Below are 17,001 nucleotides of genomic sequence, written 5' to 3' on the forward strand. Positions count from 1 at the left end.
CTTCCGTTATCGCGTGATGCTCACCAGCGGCCGCCGCGGCTTATCCGGTTCAGCTCTTTCTGCAACTGAGCCAGGTTGGTCGCGGCGTCGCCGTTCTTCGACAGGGTGCTGTGGACCGCGTTCCAGAACAGCGTGGAGACCTCGTTGTAATGCTCGCCGGTCACCGCCGAGGGGCGGGCCACCGCGCCGTCGAGCAGGGTCCGGGTCAGCTTGAAGAAGGGGCGCGCCTGCTGGATCTCGGGGTCGTCATAGAGCGCCATGATGGTCGGCGCCAGCCCGGCCTTCAGCGCCCGGCGCTTCTGCTCGTCGCGGCCGGTCAGATAGAGGGCGAGGTCGGCCGCCTCTTTCGGATGGGCCGAATACTTCGACACCGCCACCTGCCAGCCGCCGAGGGTGGCGGCGTTGCGTGCGCCCTCGCCGTCGCCCTTCGGCAGCGGGGCGGCGCCGACCTTGCCCTTGATCGGGCTGTCAGCGGCCTCGGCCAGGCCGTAGGCGTAGGGCCAGTTGCGCATGAAGGCGGCGTTGCCGGACTGGAACACGCCGCGCGCATCCTCCTCGATATAGTTCAGCACGCCGTCCGGAGTGATGGTGCCGACCCAGGAGGCGGCGAGGTCCAGCGCTTTGGCCGCCTGCGGGTTGTTGACCGTGATCTTGCCGTCCGGCCCGACGATCGACCCGCCGCCGAAGCTGGCGATCCATTCGAGGGCATTGCAGGTCAGCCCCTCATAAGCCCGGCCCTGGAAGACGAAGCCGAAGAAGCGGTCGTTGCCGTCCTTGCGCTCGCCCTCCTGGATCGCCTTCGCGGTCTCGGTCAGCTCGGCCCAGGTTGCCGGAACCTTGAGCTTGTACTTGTCCAGCAGATCCTGGCGGTAGTACAGCAGCCCGGCATCCGTGTACCAGGGCAGGGCCAGCAACTGGCCGTCGCGGGTCAGGCCCTGGATGATGTTCGGGAAGTGCTGGTCGATCGTGGCCTGGTCGACATAGGGCTTCAGGTCGATGAAGTGGCTGCCCAGGATGCCGGGCCAGATCACGTCGACGCGGAACACGTCGATGTCGCCGGATTTCGAGGTCAGAAACTGCTGATACAGGCCCAGCTGCTCCGAGGTCGATTGCGGCGCGGCGACGATCCGGACCGTGTTCCCGGTCTTCTCGGCCCAGGCCCGCGCGGCCTCGTTGCAGAGATGGCCGTTGGGGCCGGTGTCGCAGGTGACCGCGATCTCGACGCCAAAGGCGGCGGGCGATGCGGCCAGGGTGAGGGCAAGAGCGGCCAGAGCGGTCAGGTGCTTCCCGGACATGGTTCCTCCTGTGGTCTCGACGAACGGATTCTGCTGTCCGCTGCAATCGTTTGCAGATTAGTGGGACAGCAGCGTTTGGCAACCGGCAATCGACGCCACGGATCGGCATCCGCCGAACCTCCGCCTGCCGGAGCAGGGATGCGGTCGGGTCCGCTCCAGAGGGCTTAAGGAGTACTTAAGGTTCCGGCAGGGGGCATAATCCGCCCCGGTCTTCCACAACCAGTGGTCGTGGCCTCCATGACACGGCTGGACGTTTTCTCGATGCGAGCTTAGACAAAAAAATGGACATAAATAAATATTCCATATATTTCGATATAGTTTGCAACTCTCGGTCGGGCTTCTAGGAATACACTCCGACGCAGCTTAGGTCCATTCTCATGCATAATAGGGTATGCAGGTTTTTCTGCTTTCCGATTTCTAGTAAGAGCGGTTGCTGTTTTTACGAAGCCTAATAAAGCTTGTGTCGTTGCCTAGTTTGTGCTACATAGTCGGCTATTACTGCTAGTTTAGCTAATCTTTTAGGGAATGCAGGGAATGAACAAATATTCTGGAATCCTGAGGCACTAGGCGAGTAGGTTTGGCAATGCCGCTCGCCAAGCAGGCCGTATGGTTTTGATATGTACATTGAAGCCCCCCACCGATGAACACGAATGCGCTGACACGAGCTTATCTGGTCCTCGGGGGGCTGGGGGCGGTCTCGCTGATTGCTTACGGCGTCTACAAGAGTTCCGTGCCGGTGGGGACGGTCAATGCGTCGACGCCGGCGGCTCAGCCTGCGCCCGCCGATGTGAGGGTGTTCGGCGTCATGACGGCCGCCCGGTTCATCGCGCGCGGGCAGGCGATCACCCGCGAGGACGTGGTCACCACCTCGATCGCCGGCGCGGTGCCGCGCGGGGCGCGGACGGCGATCAGCGACGTGGTCGGCAAGGTGGCGACGGCCGACATCATGCCGCAGCAGCTGCTGCTCGATTCCACGATCTCCGCCGATCCGGCCCAGGCGGGTCTCGCCGCGCTGATCCCTGCCGGCTATCGTGCGATCAGCATCCTGACCAATGACGAGATCGCGGTCGGCAAGTTCGTCCGGCCGGGCGACAAGGTCGACATCCAGCTGGTGCTGCCGGACGACGTTCTGAGCAAGCAGGGCGCGCCGGGGCGGCCGGAAACCGACCTCAGCGAGGCGCGCACGGTTCTCCAAGACGTGCTCGTGCTCACCGTCGGCGCCACCCTCGGCGATCCGACGCTGACCGAGGAAGCCGCCGAGCAGGCCGCGGGCGCCGCCGGGCGCCGCAGCGAGCCGTCGCGGACCATCAGCCTGGCGATGACGCCGGACCAGATCGCCAAATTCGCCCTGGCCCGCAGCCTGGGCTCCTTCTACCTGTCCCTGCGCGGCAGTGACGATCTGCAGCTGATCGACGACAACACCGCCAAGCTCTCCGACATCCGCGGTCCTGCCCCGCCGCCGTCCGCCCCGACGCCGTCACAGCGGCCGATCGAGCTGATCGTCGGCGACCGCACCCAGCTGATCTATCCGAAGTCGTCCGGAGAGCCGCGATGAGAGTTGTCGTCCGCATGCTGTGCGTCGCGGTCCTTGTCTTCGTCTCTCAGATCGCGGGGGCGGCGGAACTGCGGCTCGGCGTCGGGGCCCAGCGCGTGCTCAACCTCCCCGCGCCGATCACCCGCATCGTCGTCGGCCAGGGCGGCATCATCGATGCGACCGCGCTGAACGAGGACCAGTTGCAGATCACCGGGCTGCAGTCGGGCCAGACCACGCTGGCCGTCTTCACCGCCCAGTCGGACCAGGGGATCTCCTACGACGTCACCGTCGGCGGCGCTCCGGCGGTCGCGCTGCCGACCATCCCCGACCGCGGCGATCCGGCCCGCCAGATCCGCGGCCAGCCGGGGCTGCAGGGCGTGCGGGTGAACCGCGACGGCGACACGCTGGTGCTGTCCGGCACGGTGCCGGATCTCGACGCCCATGCCCGAGCCTCCAGCATCGCCCGCGCCTATGGCGGCGGCAACGTCGTCGACCTGACCCGGGTCACCGGCAACCAGATGGTCGCGGTGGACATCCAGTTCGCGGCGGTGTCGTCGACCACGCTGCGCGCCCTCGGCTTCAACTTCGCGGCGCTCGGCGGCAGCGACTTCCAGGGCGCGATCGTAGGCCCCAACACGCTGCAGAGCTTCGAGTTCAACCCCCGGCTGTCACTCGAAGCCTCCGTCCCCCTGGCCAGCGCCTTCAACCTGTTCCTCGGCGACCCCCGCAACGGCATCTTCGGCATCCTCAGCGCCCTGTCGCAGGCCGGACTGACCCAGCTCCTCGCCCAGCCGACGCTGCTGGTCCGCTCTGGCGACCAGGCCGAGTTCCTGGCCGGCGGCGAGGTGCCGATTCCGGTGCCGCAGGGCGGGGCGTCGAACGGCACGGTGACGATCGAATACCACGAATACGGCGTGAAGCTGGAGATCGCGCCCGTGGTGATGTCGGACAAGCGCATCGTGCTCAAGGTCGCGCCGGAAGTCAGCGAGCTCGACTTCGCCAACGCGCTCGAGTTCCAGGGTTTCAGCGTGCCGGCCTTCCGCCGCCGCTCGACCTCGACCACGGTCGAGCTCGGCAACGGGCAGAGCTTCGTGCTGGCCGGCCTGATGTACAGCAACAGCCAGATCAACGAGAGCAAGTTCCCGTGGCTCGGCGACATCCCGATCATCGGCGCCCTGTTCAAGAGCACCAACAACCAGCAGGAGCGGCAGGAGTTGATCATCGTCGCGACGCCGCGGCTGGTGACGCCGCTGTCGCCCGGCCAGATCCCGCCATTGCCGGGGGTGGACACGCGCAAATACAACCCGACGATCGGCGACATGATCCTGAACGTGGATCAGGTGCAGGACCATCTCGCGCCCTATGGGCTGATGCGGTGAGGCCGTAATGTTCCGGATCATCGCCGCCACCTCCGACACCACCCTCGCCGCCGGCCTGATCGCGGCCCTTGAAGGGACCGCCGCGATCATCCGCTCGGCGCCGGAGACGGCATCGTTGGCGGAGCTGTGCGGCAAGGCCAGGCCGGACCTGATCCTGCTCGACATCGATCCGGTCGAAGGCTTCGGCACCGCCTTGGCCGAGGCGGTGCGGGCCCTGGTCGGCGCCGATCCGGACGCGCCCGTCATCGTGCTCGGCGATGAGGGCGATGCCCGCTCGGTGCTGAGGGCGATCCGCGCCGGCGCCATGGATGTGGTCGATCGCAACAGCGATCGCGAGGCCCTGCGCGAGCAACTCGGCCGGTATCTTGCCGGCGCGCCGCGCGGCGATACGGGCGGCAGCGGTGCGCTGACCCTGGTGCTCAGCGGCCAGCCGGGCGGCGAGGGCCTGTTCGCGGTCAATCTTGCGGTGCTGCGGGCCAGGGCAGCGGGCGGAGCGCTGCTGGTCGACGGCGCGCTGCCGTCGAGCGAAGCGGGCGCCGCGCTCAACGTGCCGCTCAACTACACCATCCGCGACGCCATCCAGGACTTGTCGCGGCTGGATCGAACGCTGCTGTCCTCGGCGCTCGGCCACCACGTCGCGTCCGGGCTGCATGTGCTGCCTCTGGCCGTGGCGGGGGAGGAGGTGCACGACATGGCGCCCGACGCCATCGCCTCGATGCTGCTGGTGCTGCGGGCCTTGTTCGGCGAGGTGGTGCTGAATGCCGGCGGCATCCGCCATCCGGGCCTGCTTGACGAGTTCGTCCGCACGGCCGGGCGCATCTACCTCGTCGCGCCGCAGAAATTCACCGCGGTCAAGGCCTGCCGCGACCTCCTGGTCCAGATCGGGCCGAGCACCTTGGTGCTCGATCGCGTCACCCTGGTTGTCGAGGACCACATGCCGGGGATCGGCCTGACCGAGGAGCAGATGCGCGAGGCGCTCGGCGTGCGCCAGTCGGTGCGGCTGCCGGCCGCCCGCGTCGAGCTGACCAACGCGCTCAATGCCGGCCGTCCGCTGGTGCTGGAGCAGCCGCGCGCGCCCTACAGCCGGGCGCTGGAGAAGCTCGCGGCCGAAGGCGTGTCGGCCCCCACCAGCCCGGCCGCCCGGCCGGCGTCGCGCGGCATCGGCCTCTTCGGCCGGCTGCGGACATCGTGAGGGGATGGCGATGGCGGGTCTGATCAACAACGTTGGGGCGAGGGCGGCAGCGGATCCCGAACTGGCCGCCGCCGAGCTGCGGACCACCGACGGCTATCAGCGCACCAAATTCGCGATCTTCAACCTCGTGCTGGAGCAGCTGGAGGCGCTCGGCATTACCGCCGAGACCGCCAGCCGGCCAATGATCCGGGATGGCATCGAGCAGGCCATCACCCGCTTCGCCGCCAAGGAAGGGCTTGCCCTCAACGCCGCCGAGCGGTCGCTGCTGGCCACCGAGGTGCAGAACGAGGTGGTCGGTCTCGGCCCGCTCGAGCCGCTGTTGAAGGACCCGACGATCGACGACGTGATCGTCAACGGGCCGTTCCGAATCTATATCGAGCGCGCCGGTCAGCTCTCGGCGGTGCCTCTTCGGTTCCGCGACACCGCTCATCTGATGAACATCATTCAGCGGATCGTCAGCCCGATCGGCCGCCGGGTCGACGAGGCGACGCCCTATGTCGACGCCCGGCTACCGGACGGATCGCGGGTCAATGTCGTGATCCCGCCGATCGCGATCGACGGGCCGATGGTGTCGATCCGCAAGTTCCGCGTCCAGGCCATGGGCGGGCAGGACTATGTCCGGCTCGGGTCGATGAGCCAGGAGATGCTGAGCTTCCTCGCCGCCGCCGTGCGCTCTCGGCTCAACATCCTGATCTGCGGCGGCACCGGCTCGGGCAAGACCACGCTGCTCAACATGCTGAGCAGCTACATCGAGGAGAAGGAGCGGCTGATCACCATCGAGGACGCGGCCGAGCTGCAGCTGCGGCAGAGCCATGTGGTGCGGCTGGAGACGCGGCCGCCCAATCTCGACGGCAGCCGCGAGGTCACGGCCCGCGACCTGGTGCGCAACGCCCTGCGGATGCGGCCCGACCGCATCATCCTGGGCGAGGTGCGCGGCGCCGAGGCGGTCGAGATGCTGCAGGCGATGAGCACCGGACATGACGGCTCGATGGCGACGATGCATGCCAATACCAGCCGCGACGCCTTCGGCCGGCTGGAGATGCTGCTCGGCTTCGGCGGCCTTACCGGCGATCCGAAGACCCTCCGGCGCTACATCGCCAACAGCGTTCAGATCATGGTCCAGGTCAACCGCATGGCCAACGGCAAGCGCCGGGTCACTTCGGTGTCCGAGCTGACCGGCCTGGAAGGGGACAGCTACAGCCTCAACCAGCTCCTCACCTTCGTGGAGCAGCCGCCGCAGAGCGGACTGGGCGAGTTCCGGGTCCATTCCGCACGCCCGTTCTATGCCCACCGGCTGGTCGGGGCGCCCGATCTGCGGGCCGCCATGGGAGGCGCGCCATGACCGGCTTCGGCTTCCTCCTGCTCGGTGTCCTGGCCCTCCTGGTCATGGCCGGGGTGAGCCTGTTGGCCGGCAGGGCGCAGCGCCGTCGGCAGCAGCAAATGCAGGAGCGGCTGCAGGCATTGCGGGACAACATGCCGAAGGCAGCAGGCGTGGCGCGACCACAGACCACGGCGCTGCCCGGTCCGCAGTTTCTGCGTCTGTGGCTGACTCGGGCCGACATCGCTCCGACGCCTCGCTCATTGGGCGCCGCGGCGCTGGCGATCGTCTTGGTGGCACTGATCGTAAACTGGCTGGCAGGACCTTTGGCCGCTGCTCTGGCCGCAGTGACGCTTACTTTCGCCGGCATATACGGGCTGTGGCGCCTGGCGTGCCGCCGCCTGGACGCTTTCATCGAAGGGCTGCCCTTCTTCCTGGATGCGCTGCGTCAGCTGCTGGTGGTGGGGAATTCGATCCAGCAGGGGCTGCTCAAGGCTGCGGAGAACACATCCCCTGCGATGCAACGCTATCTGCAGCCGATGATCCGACGCGTCAACAACGGCGCGCCGATCCCGGAAAGCATCGAATGGTTGGCGCAGCGGCTGGAGCTTGCGGAGCTGTACATGCTGGCCGCGGCCGTCGAAACCAATTTCCGATATGGCGGCCGGATGTCCAATGTTCTGGCCAATCTGATCCAAATCCTGCGCGACCGGGCCCGGGTGGAGCGCGAGTTGAAGGCAGCCACCGCCGAAATCAGGTTCAGCGCCATTGTTCTTGGTCTGATGCCTCTGCTGACGGCGGCACTGATATTTCTGATTAAGCCAAGCTATGTCGCCTTCTTCATCGAAACGGAGCAAGGCCATCGGCTCGCGATCATCGCTGCTGGGTTGCAGTTGACCGGCATGGTCGTCATGCGCCGCATCATGCGGCTGGAGTTCTAGGCCATGCCGACCGTTGAGCTCATCATCATCATCGTCACGGTCTGTTCGAGCCTCGGCTGCCTGGTGCTCGGCCTGCGCGGCACGGTGACCGAGTTCCGGCTGAGGCGCCGTCTGGTCACGATTGCCGATCGATCGGCGGCGGCTGACGTCGGAAATATTGCCTGGCTCCTGCCCTTCGAACGGGTTCTGGTGGGCGGAGCCAAGGATCGAGAGGAAATCACGCAGGCGCTGCGGTCCGCTGGGCACTACGAAGCCGAGGCTGTGCTGGTGTTCGCAGGCTTGCGCTTCGCCGCTGCGGTTCTGGCCATGGTCGGCACCGGTATCGGACTGTGGTTGACGGGGCACTGGGGAGGCATGGCGCGGTTCCTTCCGCTGGCGGCGGGGGCCGTGACCTATGTCGGCGCCAAATTCGCATTGCAGTGGCGAGCGTCGGTTCGGCAGCGCCGGGTCGCGGCCGAACTGCCATTCGTGCTCGATCTGATGCTGCTGATGCTGGAGAGCGGCATCAGCCTGGACCAGTGCTTCCGCTCGATCGCCCAGATGAGCAACGGGGCGATTCCGCTGGTCCGGCAATCGATCCGTCTGCTGGTTGAAGATATCCAGCGCGGCATGCCGTACGACCAGGCCTTCGATCGTTGGGCGGATCGTCTGGGGGTGAATGGCGGGCGCGAACTGACGGCGATGTTCAATCAGACCATGTTCCATGGCACCGAACTCGGTCCCGCATTGCGCGAATTCGTCCGCGAGTTCGCCGACAAGCGTGTGTCGTCGGTGCGGGAGAGCATCGGTCGCAAGACCACGCAGATGACCGTGGTCATGATCCTTTTTCTCATGCCGGCCTTGTTCATCGTGCTCTGCAGCCCGGCCGTGGTGACGCTCTTCCGTGCTCTGTCGAAAGGCTCCTGAGGATGAAGGCGCCGCTTCGCCTGGTATCGCTTCTCCTGCTGCTGCCCTGGCTGTCCGCCTGCTCAAGCCTGTTCGGCGGCGACAGCGCGCCGCGTCGCGAGCCGTCCCCGGCCGACCAGTTGCCGCAGGCGGCGCCGCTCAATGCCGAGAATTCGCGCGATCTCTATCTCGGCATCGTCGACAAGCTGCGCCAGGGCGGCAAGTCGCGGGCCGCGCTGGCCTATCTCGACGACTACGACAACCGCCACCCGGGTGATCTCCGGGCGCAGGTGCTGCGGGCCGACGCGTTCCTCGACATCCAGGATTACGACCGGGCCGAGGCGATCTACCGCGAGCTCGTGAATGGCGATCAGGCGTCGGCGGCCTATGACGGGCTCGGCCGCGTTGCCGCCGGGCGCGGCGACTGGGCCAAGGCACGGGCGCAGTTCCATGAGGCGGTGCGGCGCGAGCCGATCAACGTCAAATACCTGAACGACCTCGGCTTCGCCGAGATGCGCATTGCCTCCTATGACGAAGCGTTGTTCACGCTGCGCCAGGCCAGCGAACTGGCGCCGACCAATGCCCAGGTCCGCAACAACCTGATTCTCTGCCTCGACGTCGCCGGCCAGGGCGACGCGGCGAAGGCCATGATCCGCCGGATCGCCGACGCCAAGGAGCGGCGGGCGGTCGAGCAGATGGTCGGGGCCGCCCGCACCCAGATCCGCACGCCGACCACCGCCGGTGCGAGCCCTTCGGCCGCCCCACGGCGCCTGGCGCAAGCCTCGGAGACCCAGCCATGATCCGACCGGCCCTGACGAAGGCCCGTCTGTCGATGCTATGCGCCGCCCTCCTGCTCCTTCCGGCCGCCACGGCCGGGGCGCAGCAGGCGCTGGTGCCGGCCCGGCCCGCCGCGCCCGACTGGTTCGAATCCAACCGCACCCTCCAGATCCTGCGGGCGCAGCAGCAGCCGACCTTGCGCCCGGGGGGCCAGGGAGGGCTCGCCGGCGCGGAAGCGGCGCAGATCTACCGCAACTACGTGCAGCAGATCGGCAGGCAGGTCCAGGGTGGCTCCGGCGCATCCGGCTATGGTTCGTCGGGCGGGTTCGGCGCCAACGGCACGTCCTCCGGCTACAGGCCGCCGCAATGAAACGAGCGCGCGGCATCGCGGCAAGGGTGACGGAGCAGGGGGCGATCGCCCCGTTTGCGGCGGTCATGCTCGTTGTCGTGCTCGGCGTGGCGGCACTCGCGACCGATGTCGGCGCCTGGTACGGAGAGCGTCGCCAGTTGCAGGCGGCGACCGACGCCGCGGCCCTGTCGGCGGTCAACTCTCCCGATCGGGCGAATGAGATCGCTGGTAGAATTCTGGAAAAGAACGGCTCGGCCGGCGCCGCGGTCACAGTTGTCAGCACCGGGACCTATTGCCCCAACGCCGAGTTGGCCTCGTCGGCGCGCTACGAGCCTGGAATCGTCGCCTGTCCTAATGCGAGCTTTGTTCCGTCAACGCCGAATGCCGTGCGGGTGACGACCAGCTCCAGCGCTCCGATCGGTCTGGCCCGGGCGCTGGTGTCGGATGAGCTCTATCAGGTGTCGGCCAGCGCCACGGCCGCCCGAATCGATGAGGCCGGGCTCCAGGCCGGCACCGGCCTGGTCCGGCTCGACACGACCCAGAGCGCCTTGTTGAACCTGGTCCTGGGAAATCTGCTCGGAACCAGCCTCAACCTGAGCCTGGCTCAGTATGACGGTCTGGTGAATGCCGATCTGAAGGCCCTGTCCTTCCTCAACCAGTTGGCGGTGCAGCTCGACCTGTCGGTCGGCACCTATGATCAGCTGCTGCAGACGCAGGTGCAGGTGACCGATCTGATCCAGGCCACGATCGACGTGTTGCAGGCCCAGGGCCAGGTCGCCGAGGTGGCGATCGATGGGCTGCTGACGCTGAAGGGCGAGGTAGTCGGCGACCCGGCGATCCAGTTGGGCCAGCTGCTCGACCTCGGTGTCTGGCGCAACCTACCGCTGGGCGGCGAAGCTCAGCCGAGCGCTCTCGACGCCGGGCTGAACGTTCTGCAACTGGTGACCATGGCGCTGCAGGTGGCCAACGGCAAGAATGCCGTAGCTTTGCCGGCGGTGACGGTGGGGGTGCCGGGCGTCGCCACACTGCAGGTGACGGCGACGGCGATCGAGCCGCCGCAGTCGCCGCCTTTCGCCTTCGGTCCGGTCGGGATGACCGTCCACACGGCTCAGGTCCGGCTGCAGCTGACGCTGAAGCTACTCGACCTGTTCGGGCTTCTCGGCAAGGGAATCCAGCTCCCGCTTTACCTCGAAGCCGCCGCCGGCGAAGCCACCCTGGCCGGTATCGATTGCGGTGACGAGCCCGACACCGATGCGACCGTGACGGTCCAGGCCAAGAGCGGTCTTGCCCGGATCTATATCGGCGCGCTGCCGCCCAACCTGATGACCAATTTCGACAGGGCGGTCGCTGATAGCGACATCACGGCCACGACGCTGGTTGATCTCAGCGTTCTTGGAATCCTGGGCGTCGTACGCATCGACGGAAAGGCGGTCGCCAAGCTCGACGGTGCTTCCAGATTGCTGACCTTTACCCAAACGCAGATCAAGAATCGGGAGGCCCAGTCGGTCAGTGCGGATCCGTCGGCTATTCTCGCCAGCCTCACCGGCGACCTCGCGGAGACGTTGGAGCTGAAGGCTTGCGGGCTAAGCCTGTTCGGGATCTGCGTGCTCAACCTGGATCTCGGCTCCATCCTGCTGCGGCCGACGCTCACGGCGCTCCATCAGCTTCTCGATCCGGTGATCAGCTCGGTGCTCGGTCCGCTGCTCGACAATGTGCTGCTCGCGCTGGGTGTTCGGCTCGGGAACATGGACGTGGTCGTCACCGGCGTCCGTTGTGGGGTGCCGGTCCTGGTCAACTGATCGAGATACCCGCCGGTGCACCGGGGCACCGATGGGCATTTAGCATCCCGGATCTTTGGAGGACATAGTATGTTGCGGAATATCGTTCTGAAATTCCTGACCCGCGTTGCTCGCGACGACGAAGGACTCACCTCCGTCGAATACGCGGTTCTGGGCGCGATGGTCGTTGCGGCACTTGTGGCGGCTACCAGCTTCTCGACCGAACTCACGGCCGCTTTCAACGACCTCATCAAACCGCCGCCGGTTTGATAATAATAGCGGGTAGGAGAAAATGATCAGGGAACGTCTTCGTCTGATCCGGATTGGACGTGAGGCGTCATCTCGAGCAAAGACCGGGTTCAGGCCGGCGGACACATCGTCCGCCGGCCCATCCGGCGAGGCTGGGATGGCGGCGGTCGAGTTCATCCTGGTCGCCCCTGCCTTCCTGGCGATCGTCTTCGGAATCCTGATCTACGGCTTCTATTTCGGGACCTGGATCGCGATTTCGCAGGCGGCGGCGGAGGGGGCGCGGGCATCGGTGGCGGGCATGTCCCCGATGGAACGGGCGAGCTTGGCGCAGGCGGCCGCGACAGCGGTGCTCGAAAACTACGGTTCGCTTCTCGATTCGGAGAACTGGACGATCACGGCACAGCCGGGGGCGACTCCCAGCACCTTCCAGGTCAGCGTCCAATACGACTTGTCCGGGAAGGCATTCGAGAACTTCGCCGACTTGCTTCCCGTTCCGACGGATACGCCGACGGCGACCATGACCGTCGGTTATGGCGGCTACTGATGAGCGGTTTCGACTTCATCTTTCTCGGCCTCCTGGTCCTGCTCCTGCTGCCGATCGTGCTGATCGATCTGCGCGAGAGCAGGATCCCCAATATCTGTAACTTGGCACTGGCCGCCGGCGGGCTGGTCCAGGCCCTGGTCCGCAGCCCGACGCTCAAGACCCTCGGCCTGTCGCTCGGCGTCGCCGTGCTCACCTTCGTTCTGCTGGCCGGCACCGCCTGGCTGATGCAGAAGATCGACCGGCATGCCCGGATCGGTTGGGGCGACCTGAAGTTCCTGACCGCCGCCAGCCTCTGGGTCGGGCTGCAGGGCAGCCTGATCGTGCTGATCGTCGCCAGCGTGGTGGCGCTGCTGGCCACCCTGGCCATGGCGCCCTGGCGCGGGGTGAAATGGCGCGAGATGCGGCCCTTCGGCCCGGCGCTCGCGGTCGGCCTGCTTGCCGTCACCGTCACGGTCTTCATCCGGGGCGCGTGACGCCTCAACTCCGCTGTTTGTTTCACTGATCAACCCTGTTGATCGGATCAAATCCCTTCATCTCACATGACAATGGTGCTTAGCTCCCGTCATCCGTGAATGGGAGCTTGCCATGAGCACCGATGTGAATCGCCGGATCCTGCTGGCCGCGCGGCCTGTCGGGGAGCCGAAGGAGACCGATTTCCGCCTGGTCGAGGAGCCGGTGCCGGCACCGGGGCCGGGCCAGCTTCTGCTCCGCACGCTGTGGCTGTCGCTCGACCCCTATATGCGCGGCCGGATGAGCGACGCGAAATCCTATGCGGCGCCGGTCGAGATCGGCCAGCTCATGGTCGGCGGCGCGGTCGGCCGCGTCGTCGCCTCGAACCACCCCGGCTTCGCTCCGGGCGACATCGTCGAAGGCCGCACCGGCTGGCAGGACTACGCCCTGTCCGACGGCACCGGGCTGCGCCAGGTCGATCCCGCGCTGGGGCCGATCTCGACCGCGGTCGGCGTGCTCGGCATGCCCGGGATGACGGCCTATACCGGCCTCCTCACCATCGGCCAGCCGAAGCCGGGGGAGACCGTGGTGGTCTCGGCCGCGTCCGGCGCCGTCGGATCGGTGGTCGGGCAGATCGCCAAGATCAAGGGCGCGCGCGTCGTCGGCATCGCCGGCGGCGCCGAGAAGGGCGCCTACCTGACAAGCGAGCTCGGCTTCGACGCCGCGGTCGACCATCGGGCGCCGGATTTCGCCGAGCGGCTGGGCGCCGCCGCGCCGGACGGCATCGACGTCTATTTCGAGAATGTCGGCGGCGCGGTGTGGGAGGCGGTGTGGCCGCTCTTGAACCCCTTCGCCCGGATCCCGGTCTGCGGCCTGATCGCCCAGTACAACGCCACCGGCCTGCCGGACGCGCCGAACCAGGTGCCGGCGTTGATGCGCAGCGTGCTGTCGAAGCGGCTGACCCTGCGCGGCTTCATCGTCAGCGACTTCGCCGACCAGCACGCCGCCTTCCTGCGCGACGTCTCCGGCTGGATCGGCGATGGCAGGCTTCGCTACCGCGAGGACGTGGCCGACGGGCTGGAGACAGCGCCCCGGACCTTCCTGCGGCTGTTCCGGGGCGAGAATTTCGGCAAGCTCCTGGTCAAGGTGGCGGAGTAGCGCCGGACGTCACAGCAGGGTCCGCCCGGCGATGGCCATCAGGCCGATGCGGGTGAGCGCGGCGTCGAAATCCGCGTCCAGCGGCAGGCCTAGGTCGCTGCGGGCGGAGTCGCTCAGCGTCTCCAGCCGCAGCTGGTTCTGCCGCGCGGCCGAGCGAGCCGGTCCGCCGGCGATGCGGCGCCAGATCCGCTCCAGCAGGCCGGCGGGGCGCTGACGCAGCGGCAGGCGCAGGACATGGGTGCTCATGACGATCTCCTGGAAGCCATGGAAAACGGGCAGGCGGCGGCCTTCGGCGCCGGCAGCGGAACCGTGTCGATGCCGTATCGTCCGATGATCACCGGGCCGGTGGCGTCGGACACCGTGACCACGGTCTCGGCCGCGGCGCCGGGCCGGGCCCGGTACATCACCACCTCCGTCAGAACGGCCATCGGATCCTCCATCTCGGCCCCGGCGACCCCGAGGCGATGGTGGAACACTACGCCACCCCTCCTGACAACATCCTGTCAGGAGAGATGGCCGGGCCGACGCATCGGGCGGTCTTGGAGCAGAAGATGGGTGAACGCTGGCGTACACCATTCGACAATATCGAGGAGGAATTGTACGTTTCCGTTCAGCTTACAAAGGTGAGGCCGGCCGTGACCGATTGGGACGATCTGCGGGTGATCCATGCAGTGGCCGAGGCCGGCAGCCTGTCGGCGGCGGCGCGGCGCCTCGGCCTCAGCCAGCCGACCATCGGCCGCCGGGTCCAGGCGCTGGAGGAGCGGCTGGGTTTGATCCTGTTCGAGCGCAGCGCCGACGGGTATCGCCCGACCGCGGCCGGGGGGGCGCTGCTGCCGCATCTGCGCGCCATGGCGGAGTCGGCGGCGGCGCTGGAGCGCGAGGCCCGGATCCAGGGCGATTCCGGCACCGGGCTGGTGCGGGTTGCCGCCGGCGGCTGGGCCAGCCGCTTCCTGGCCGAACGGCTGGCCCGGCTGCGCGAGGCGCTGCCCGGCATCGACCTGGCCCTCGATTTCGAGCGCCAGATGCCGGATCTCGCCGGCGATTCGGTGCATCTCGGTGTCTACGCCGCCGTGCCGGATCTGCCGGGCCTGCGCTCCCGCCTGGTCGCCCGCTCAGCCTATGCCGTCTACGGCGCGCGGGCTTATGTCGACCGGCATCCGGAAGCCTGGGCCGAGGCGCGCATCGGCGTCTGTGACTGGGTGATCTATGACAGCGATCGGGTGCGGGTCGGCAGCGACGTCGACGGCTACCCGCTCGACCGGCAGCTCGCCCTGGCCGGGAACACCCGCATCCTGCGCCTGACCACGACCGACCTGATGCTGTCGGTGCTGCTGTCCGGCGCCGGGCTGGCGCTGATCCCGTGCTTCGTCGGCGACGCCCATCCGGATCTGGTGCGGGTGTCGCCGATCGTGCCGGCAATGGAGCACCGCTACCGCCTGATCGTGCACCAGGATGTCGGACGCTCGCCTCGCGTCGCCCGGGCCAAGGAGGCGATCGCCGCCCTGTTCGCGGCCGAGCGCCGGCTGCTGGAGGGCGAGGCCGGGGCGGCGGACCGGGCCGGCGCGGCGGTCCTGGCCTGAGATCAGCCGCCGGGGGGACTGCATCGCCCGGCTGCATGGCTGGCCGGCGTTTGCACGGCTCTCTCCGCCCCTCCGCTCTGCTAGGGTGCCGCTCCAAGGGAGAGGCGCCGGCGATGTACCAGGTTCCGATCCGGCCGGGCGAAAGCTGGATGCGCGCCCGGGTCCGGCGACATGTCCATGAGCTGTTGCGCCTGGCGCTGCCGGTCATCATCGCCCGCGCCGGCCTGATCCTGATGGCGCTGGTCGACACCCTCTTCGTCGGCCGCTACGGCAGCGCCGACCTGGCCCATCTGTCGATCGCCAACGCCCCGATCGGCCTGATGATGGCCACCGGCACCGGCCTCGTGCTCGGCACCCTGGTGATGACCGCCAACGCGCTCGGCCGCAACCGGCCTGAGGAGTGCGGCGCCGTCTGGCACCGCTCCCTGATCTATGGTGGCGCGTTCAGCCTGGTGATGGCGGTGCTGTGCCATTTCCTGGAACCGGTGTTGATCCTGACCGGGCAGACGCCGGAGCTGTCGAGGGCTGGCGCCGAGATCGCCATCATCCTCGGCTGGGGCATGCCGGCGGCGGCGGTCTACACCGTCACCGCCTTCTTCCTCGAAGGGCTGAAGCGGCCGCTGCCCGGCATGGTGGCGATGATCGCCGCCAACCTGCTGAACGCGCTGGTCAACTGGCTGCTGGTGTTCGGCAATCTGGGCTTCCCCGCGCTCGGTGCGGATGGTGCCGCCTGGGCCAGCACCGCCTCCCGCATCTTCCTGGCCGTCTGCCTCGTCGGCTACGTCTGGGTCATGCCGGGTCAGGCGGGCTTCGGCGTCCGGCGCTGGCAGGGCTGGCGCTGGCACGAATGGGCTCAGCAGCGCCGGCTCGGCTATGGCGGCGGCGCCAGCATCTTCCTCGAGGCTGGGGCCTTCACCGCGCTGACCTTCTTCGCCGGGCTGCTCGGCACCCTGCCGCTCGCCGCCTATTCGATCGGCCTCAACCTGATCTCGCTGATCTTCATGGTGGCACTCGGCCTCGGCGCGGCCACCGCGGTTCGGGTCGGCGTCGCCCATGGCAGGCGCGACCTCAAGGACATGGTGCTGGCCGGCTGGGTCGGGCTCGGCGTCAACTCCGTCGCCATGGCAGGCCTCGGGGCCGTGCTCTGGCTCGGTGCAAGGCCGATCGCCGAGGCCTACACCACCGACGCGACGCTGATCCCGCTGCTGGTGCCGGTGATCCTGGTGGCGGCCTTCATCCTGGTGGTCGATGGCGGCCAGGTGGTGATGGCCAACGCGCTGCGCGGCCGCGGCGACGTGGTGGTGCCGACCTTCCTGCACACCATCTCCTATGTCGTGGTGATGACGCCGCTGGGCTGGTTCCTGGGCGTCCATCTCGACCGCGGCGCGGTCGGGCTGTTCGAGGCGATCCTGATCGCCAGCGTGGTCTCCGTCGGCCTCCTGGCCGGCCGTTTCCACCGGCTGGCGCGCGGCGATGCCCGGGCTTCCGCGGCGGCCGGCGCGGCCGCCTGAAGGCTGCTCCGGCGCGATTGTTCGCAGGTGCGGAAACGTGCTAGCGTCGCCGCGCCCGGCA

The 17,001-nt window shown here is 67.8% G+C and carries 18 protein-coding genes; 15 read left to right on the forward strand and 3 right to left on the reverse strand.

Translation table 11 applies throughout. The annotated features are described in order from the left end of the window. Positions 1-20 precede the first annotated feature (20 nt). Complete coding sequence (locus ACTOWL_RS01885; protein WP_441319488.1) at positions 21-1,295, reverse strand: ABC transporter substrate-binding protein; 1,275 nt, start codon at positions 1,293-1,295, stop codon at positions 21-23. 640 nt (positions 1,296-1,935) lie between these two features. Here ACTOWL_RS01885 and cpaB point away from each other — a divergent pair. The 13 genes from cpaB to ACTOWL_RS01950 all read left to right on the forward strand — a co-directional run bounded on the left by cpaB (position 1,936) and on the right by ACTOWL_RS01950 (position 13,849). Then, complete coding sequence (gene cpaB, locus ACTOWL_RS01890; protein ID WP_441319489.1) at positions 1,936-2,850, forward strand: Flp pilus assembly protein CpaB; 915 nt, start codon at positions 1,936-1,938, stop codon at positions 2,848-2,850. Further along, entirely contained in the window at positions 2,847-4,208 is a 1,362-nt protein-coding gene (locus ACTOWL_RS01895) for a type II and III secretion system protein family protein (RefSeq protein WP_441319490.1), read from the forward strand. Before cpaB ends, ACTOWL_RS01895 begins: the two co-directional genes overlap by 4 nt. A gap of 7 nt (positions 4,209-4,215) precedes the next feature. Further along, the gene (locus ACTOWL_RS01900) at positions 4,216-5,400 is read left to right on the forward strand and encodes an AAA family ATPase (protein WP_441319491.1); all 1,185 of its coding nucleotides are present in this window, start codon (positions 4,216-4,218) and stop codon (positions 5,398-5,400) included. Positions 5,401-5,410: 10 nt separating this feature from the next. Further along, entirely contained in the window at positions 5,411-6,742 is a 1,332-nt protein-coding gene (locus tag ACTOWL_RS01905; RefSeq protein WP_441319492.1) for a CpaF family protein, read from the forward strand. Beyond that, complete coding sequence (locus ACTOWL_RS01910) at positions 6,739-7,659, forward strand: type II secretion system F family protein (protein ID WP_441319493.1); 921 nt, start codon at positions 6,739-6,741, stop codon at positions 7,657-7,659. The genes ACTOWL_RS01905 and ACTOWL_RS01910 overlap by 4 nt, the downstream gene beginning before the upstream one ends. A gap of 3 nt (positions 7,660-7,662) precedes the next feature. Further along, the gene (locus ACTOWL_RS01915; RefSeq protein ID WP_441319494.1) at positions 7,663-8,565 is read left to right on the forward strand and encodes a type II secretion system F family protein; all 903 of its coding nucleotides are present in this window, start codon (positions 7,663-7,665) and stop codon (positions 8,563-8,565) included. A 2-nt stretch (positions 8,566-8,567) separates the two neighbouring features. Further along, positions 8,568-9,344 (forward strand): tetratricopeptide repeat protein, encoded by a 777-nt coding sequence (locus tag ACTOWL_RS01920; protein ID WP_441319495.1) that lies wholly within the window; start codon positions 8,568-8,570, stop codon positions 9,342-9,344. Continuing rightward, positions 9,341-9,691 (forward strand): hypothetical protein, encoded by a 351-nt coding sequence (locus ACTOWL_RS01925; protein ID WP_441319496.1) that lies wholly within the window; start codon positions 9,341-9,343, stop codon positions 9,689-9,691. The genes ACTOWL_RS01920 and ACTOWL_RS01925 overlap by 4 nt, the downstream gene beginning before the upstream one ends. Then, on the forward strand, positions 9,688-11,469 hold the full coding sequence (locus ACTOWL_RS01930) for a pilus assembly protein TadG-related protein (protein WP_441319497.1): 1,782 nt from the start codon (positions 9,688-9,690) through the stop codon (positions 11,467-11,469). The genes ACTOWL_RS01925 and ACTOWL_RS01930 overlap by 4 nt, the downstream gene beginning before the upstream one ends. 69 nt (positions 11,470-11,538) lie before the next feature. After that, the gene (locus tag ACTOWL_RS01935) at positions 11,539-11,718 is read left to right on the forward strand and encodes a hypothetical protein (protein ID WP_441319498.1); all 180 of its coding nucleotides are present in this window, start codon (positions 11,539-11,541) and stop codon (positions 11,716-11,718) included. Between the two features lie 136 nt (positions 11,719-11,854). Beyond that, positions 11,855-12,241 (forward strand): TadE/TadG family type IV pilus assembly protein, encoded by a 387-nt coding sequence (locus tag ACTOWL_RS01940; protein ID WP_441319499.1) that lies wholly within the window; start codon positions 11,855-11,857, stop codon positions 12,239-12,241. Then, a complete protein-coding gene (locus ACTOWL_RS01945; protein ID WP_441319500.1) occupies positions 12,241-12,714 on the forward strand; it encodes a prepilin peptidase in 474 nt (157 codons plus the stop codon). The genes ACTOWL_RS01940 and ACTOWL_RS01945 overlap by 1 nt, the downstream gene beginning before the upstream one ends. 112 nt (positions 12,715-12,826) lie before the next feature. Then, positions 12,827-13,849, forward strand: coding sequence for an NADP-dependent oxidoreductase (locus ACTOWL_RS01950; RefSeq protein ID WP_441319501.1), 1,023 nt, complete (start codon positions 12,827-12,829; stop codon positions 13,847-13,849). 9 nt (positions 13,850-13,858) lie between these two features. Here ACTOWL_RS01950 and ACTOWL_RS01955 read toward each other — a convergent pair whose 3' ends face one another. After that, the gene (locus ACTOWL_RS01955; protein WP_441319502.1) at positions 13,859-14,095 is read right to left on the reverse strand and encodes a hypothetical protein; all 237 of its coding nucleotides are present in this window, start codon (positions 14,093-14,095) and stop codon (positions 13,859-13,861) included. Continuing rightward, entirely contained in the window at positions 14,092-14,277 is a 186-nt protein-coding gene (locus ACTOWL_RS01960) for a hypothetical protein (protein WP_441319503.1), read from the reverse strand. Before ACTOWL_RS01960 ends, ACTOWL_RS01955 begins: the two co-directional genes overlap by 4 nt. Positions 14,278-14,484: 207 nt before the next feature. Between ACTOWL_RS01960 and ACTOWL_RS01965 the strand changes: the two genes are divergently transcribed. Together ACTOWL_RS01965 and ACTOWL_RS01970 are read left to right on the forward strand one after the other, a co-directional pair. Next, positions 14,485-15,429 (forward strand): LysR family transcriptional regulator, encoded by a 945-nt coding sequence (locus ACTOWL_RS01965; protein ID WP_441319504.1) that lies wholly within the window; start codon positions 14,485-14,487, stop codon positions 15,427-15,429. Between the two features lie 113 nt (positions 15,430-15,542). Beyond that, positions 15,543-16,940 (forward strand): MATE family efflux transporter, encoded by a 1,398-nt coding sequence (locus ACTOWL_RS01970; RefSeq protein ID WP_441319505.1) that lies wholly within the window; start codon positions 15,543-15,545, stop codon positions 16,938-16,940. Positions 16,941-17,001 lie beyond the last annotated feature (61 nt).

Origin of the sequence: Inquilinus sp. CA228 (genome assembly GCF_052078665.1) — a bacterium.
In the GTDB taxonomy this organism is placed as follows: domain Bacteria; phylum Pseudomonadota; class Alphaproteobacteria; order DSM-16000; family Inquilinaceae; genus Inquilinus.

Bases quoted from the DNA above. Each gene is read 5' to 3' on its own strand.
- ACTOWL_RS01905 (WP_441319492.1), top strand. From the start codon at position 5,411: ATGGCGGGTCTGATCAACAACGTTGGGGCGAGGGCGGCAGCGGATCCC.
- ACTOWL_RS01950 (WP_441319501.1), top strand. From the start codon at position 12,827: ATGAGCACCGATGTGAATCGCCGGATCCTGCTGGCCGCGCGGCCTGTC.
- ACTOWL_RS01940 (WP_441319499.1), top strand. From the start codon at position 11,855: ATGGCGGCGGTCGAGTTCATCCTGGTCGCCCCTGCCTTCCTGGCGATC.
- ACTOWL_RS01925 (WP_441319496.1), top strand. From the start codon at position 9,341: ATGATCCGACCGGCCCTGACGAAGGCCCGTCTGTCGATGCTATGCGCC.
- ACTOWL_RS01915 (WP_441319494.1), top strand. From the start codon at position 7,663: ATGCCGACCGTTGAGCTCATCATCATCATCGTCACGGTCTGTTCGAGC.
- ACTOWL_RS01885 (WP_441319488.1), bottom strand. From the start codon at position 1,295: ATGTCCGGGAAGCACCTGACCGCTCTGGCCGCTCTTGCCCTCACCCTG.
- ACTOWL_RS01930 (WP_441319497.1), top strand. From the start codon at position 9,688: ATGAAACGAGCGCGCGGCATCGCGGCAAGGGTGACGGAGCAGGGGGCG.
- ACTOWL_RS01910 (WP_441319493.1), top strand. From the start codon at position 6,739: ATGACCGGCTTCGGCTTCCTCCTGCTCGGTGTCCTGGCCCTCCTGGTC.
- ACTOWL_RS01895 (WP_441319490.1), top strand. From the start codon at position 2,847: ATGAGAGTTGTCGTCCGCATGCTGTGCGTCGCGGTCCTTGTCTTCGTC.
- ACTOWL_RS01900 (WP_441319491.1), top strand. From the start codon at position 4,216: ATGTTCCGGATCATCGCCGCCACCTCCGACACCACCCTCGCCGCCGGC.
- ACTOWL_RS01960 (WP_441319503.1), bottom strand. From the start codon at position 14,277: ATGGCCGTTCTGACGGAGGTGGTGATGTACCGGGCCCGGCCCGGCGCC.
- ACTOWL_RS01955 (WP_441319502.1), bottom strand. From the start codon at position 14,095: ATGAGCACCCATGTCCTGCGCCTGCCGCTGCGTCAGCGCCCCGCCGGC.
- cpaB (WP_441319489.1), top strand. From the start codon at position 1,936: ATGAACACGAATGCGCTGACACGAGCTTATCTGGTCCTCGGGGGGCTG.
- ACTOWL_RS01935 (WP_441319498.1), top strand. From the start codon at position 11,539: ATGTTGCGGAATATCGTTCTGAAATTCCTGACCCGCGTTGCTCGCGAC.
- ACTOWL_RS01970 (WP_441319505.1), top strand. From the start codon at position 15,543: ATGTACCAGGTTCCGATCCGGCCGGGCGAAAGCTGGATGCGCGCCCGG.
- ACTOWL_RS01945 (WP_441319500.1), top strand. From the start codon at position 12,241: ATGAGCGGTTTCGACTTCATCTTTCTCGGCCTCCTGGTCCTGCTCCTG.
- ACTOWL_RS01920 (WP_441319495.1), top strand. From the start codon at position 8,568: ATGAAGGCGCCGCTTCGCCTGGTATCGCTTCTCCTGCTGCTGCCCTGG.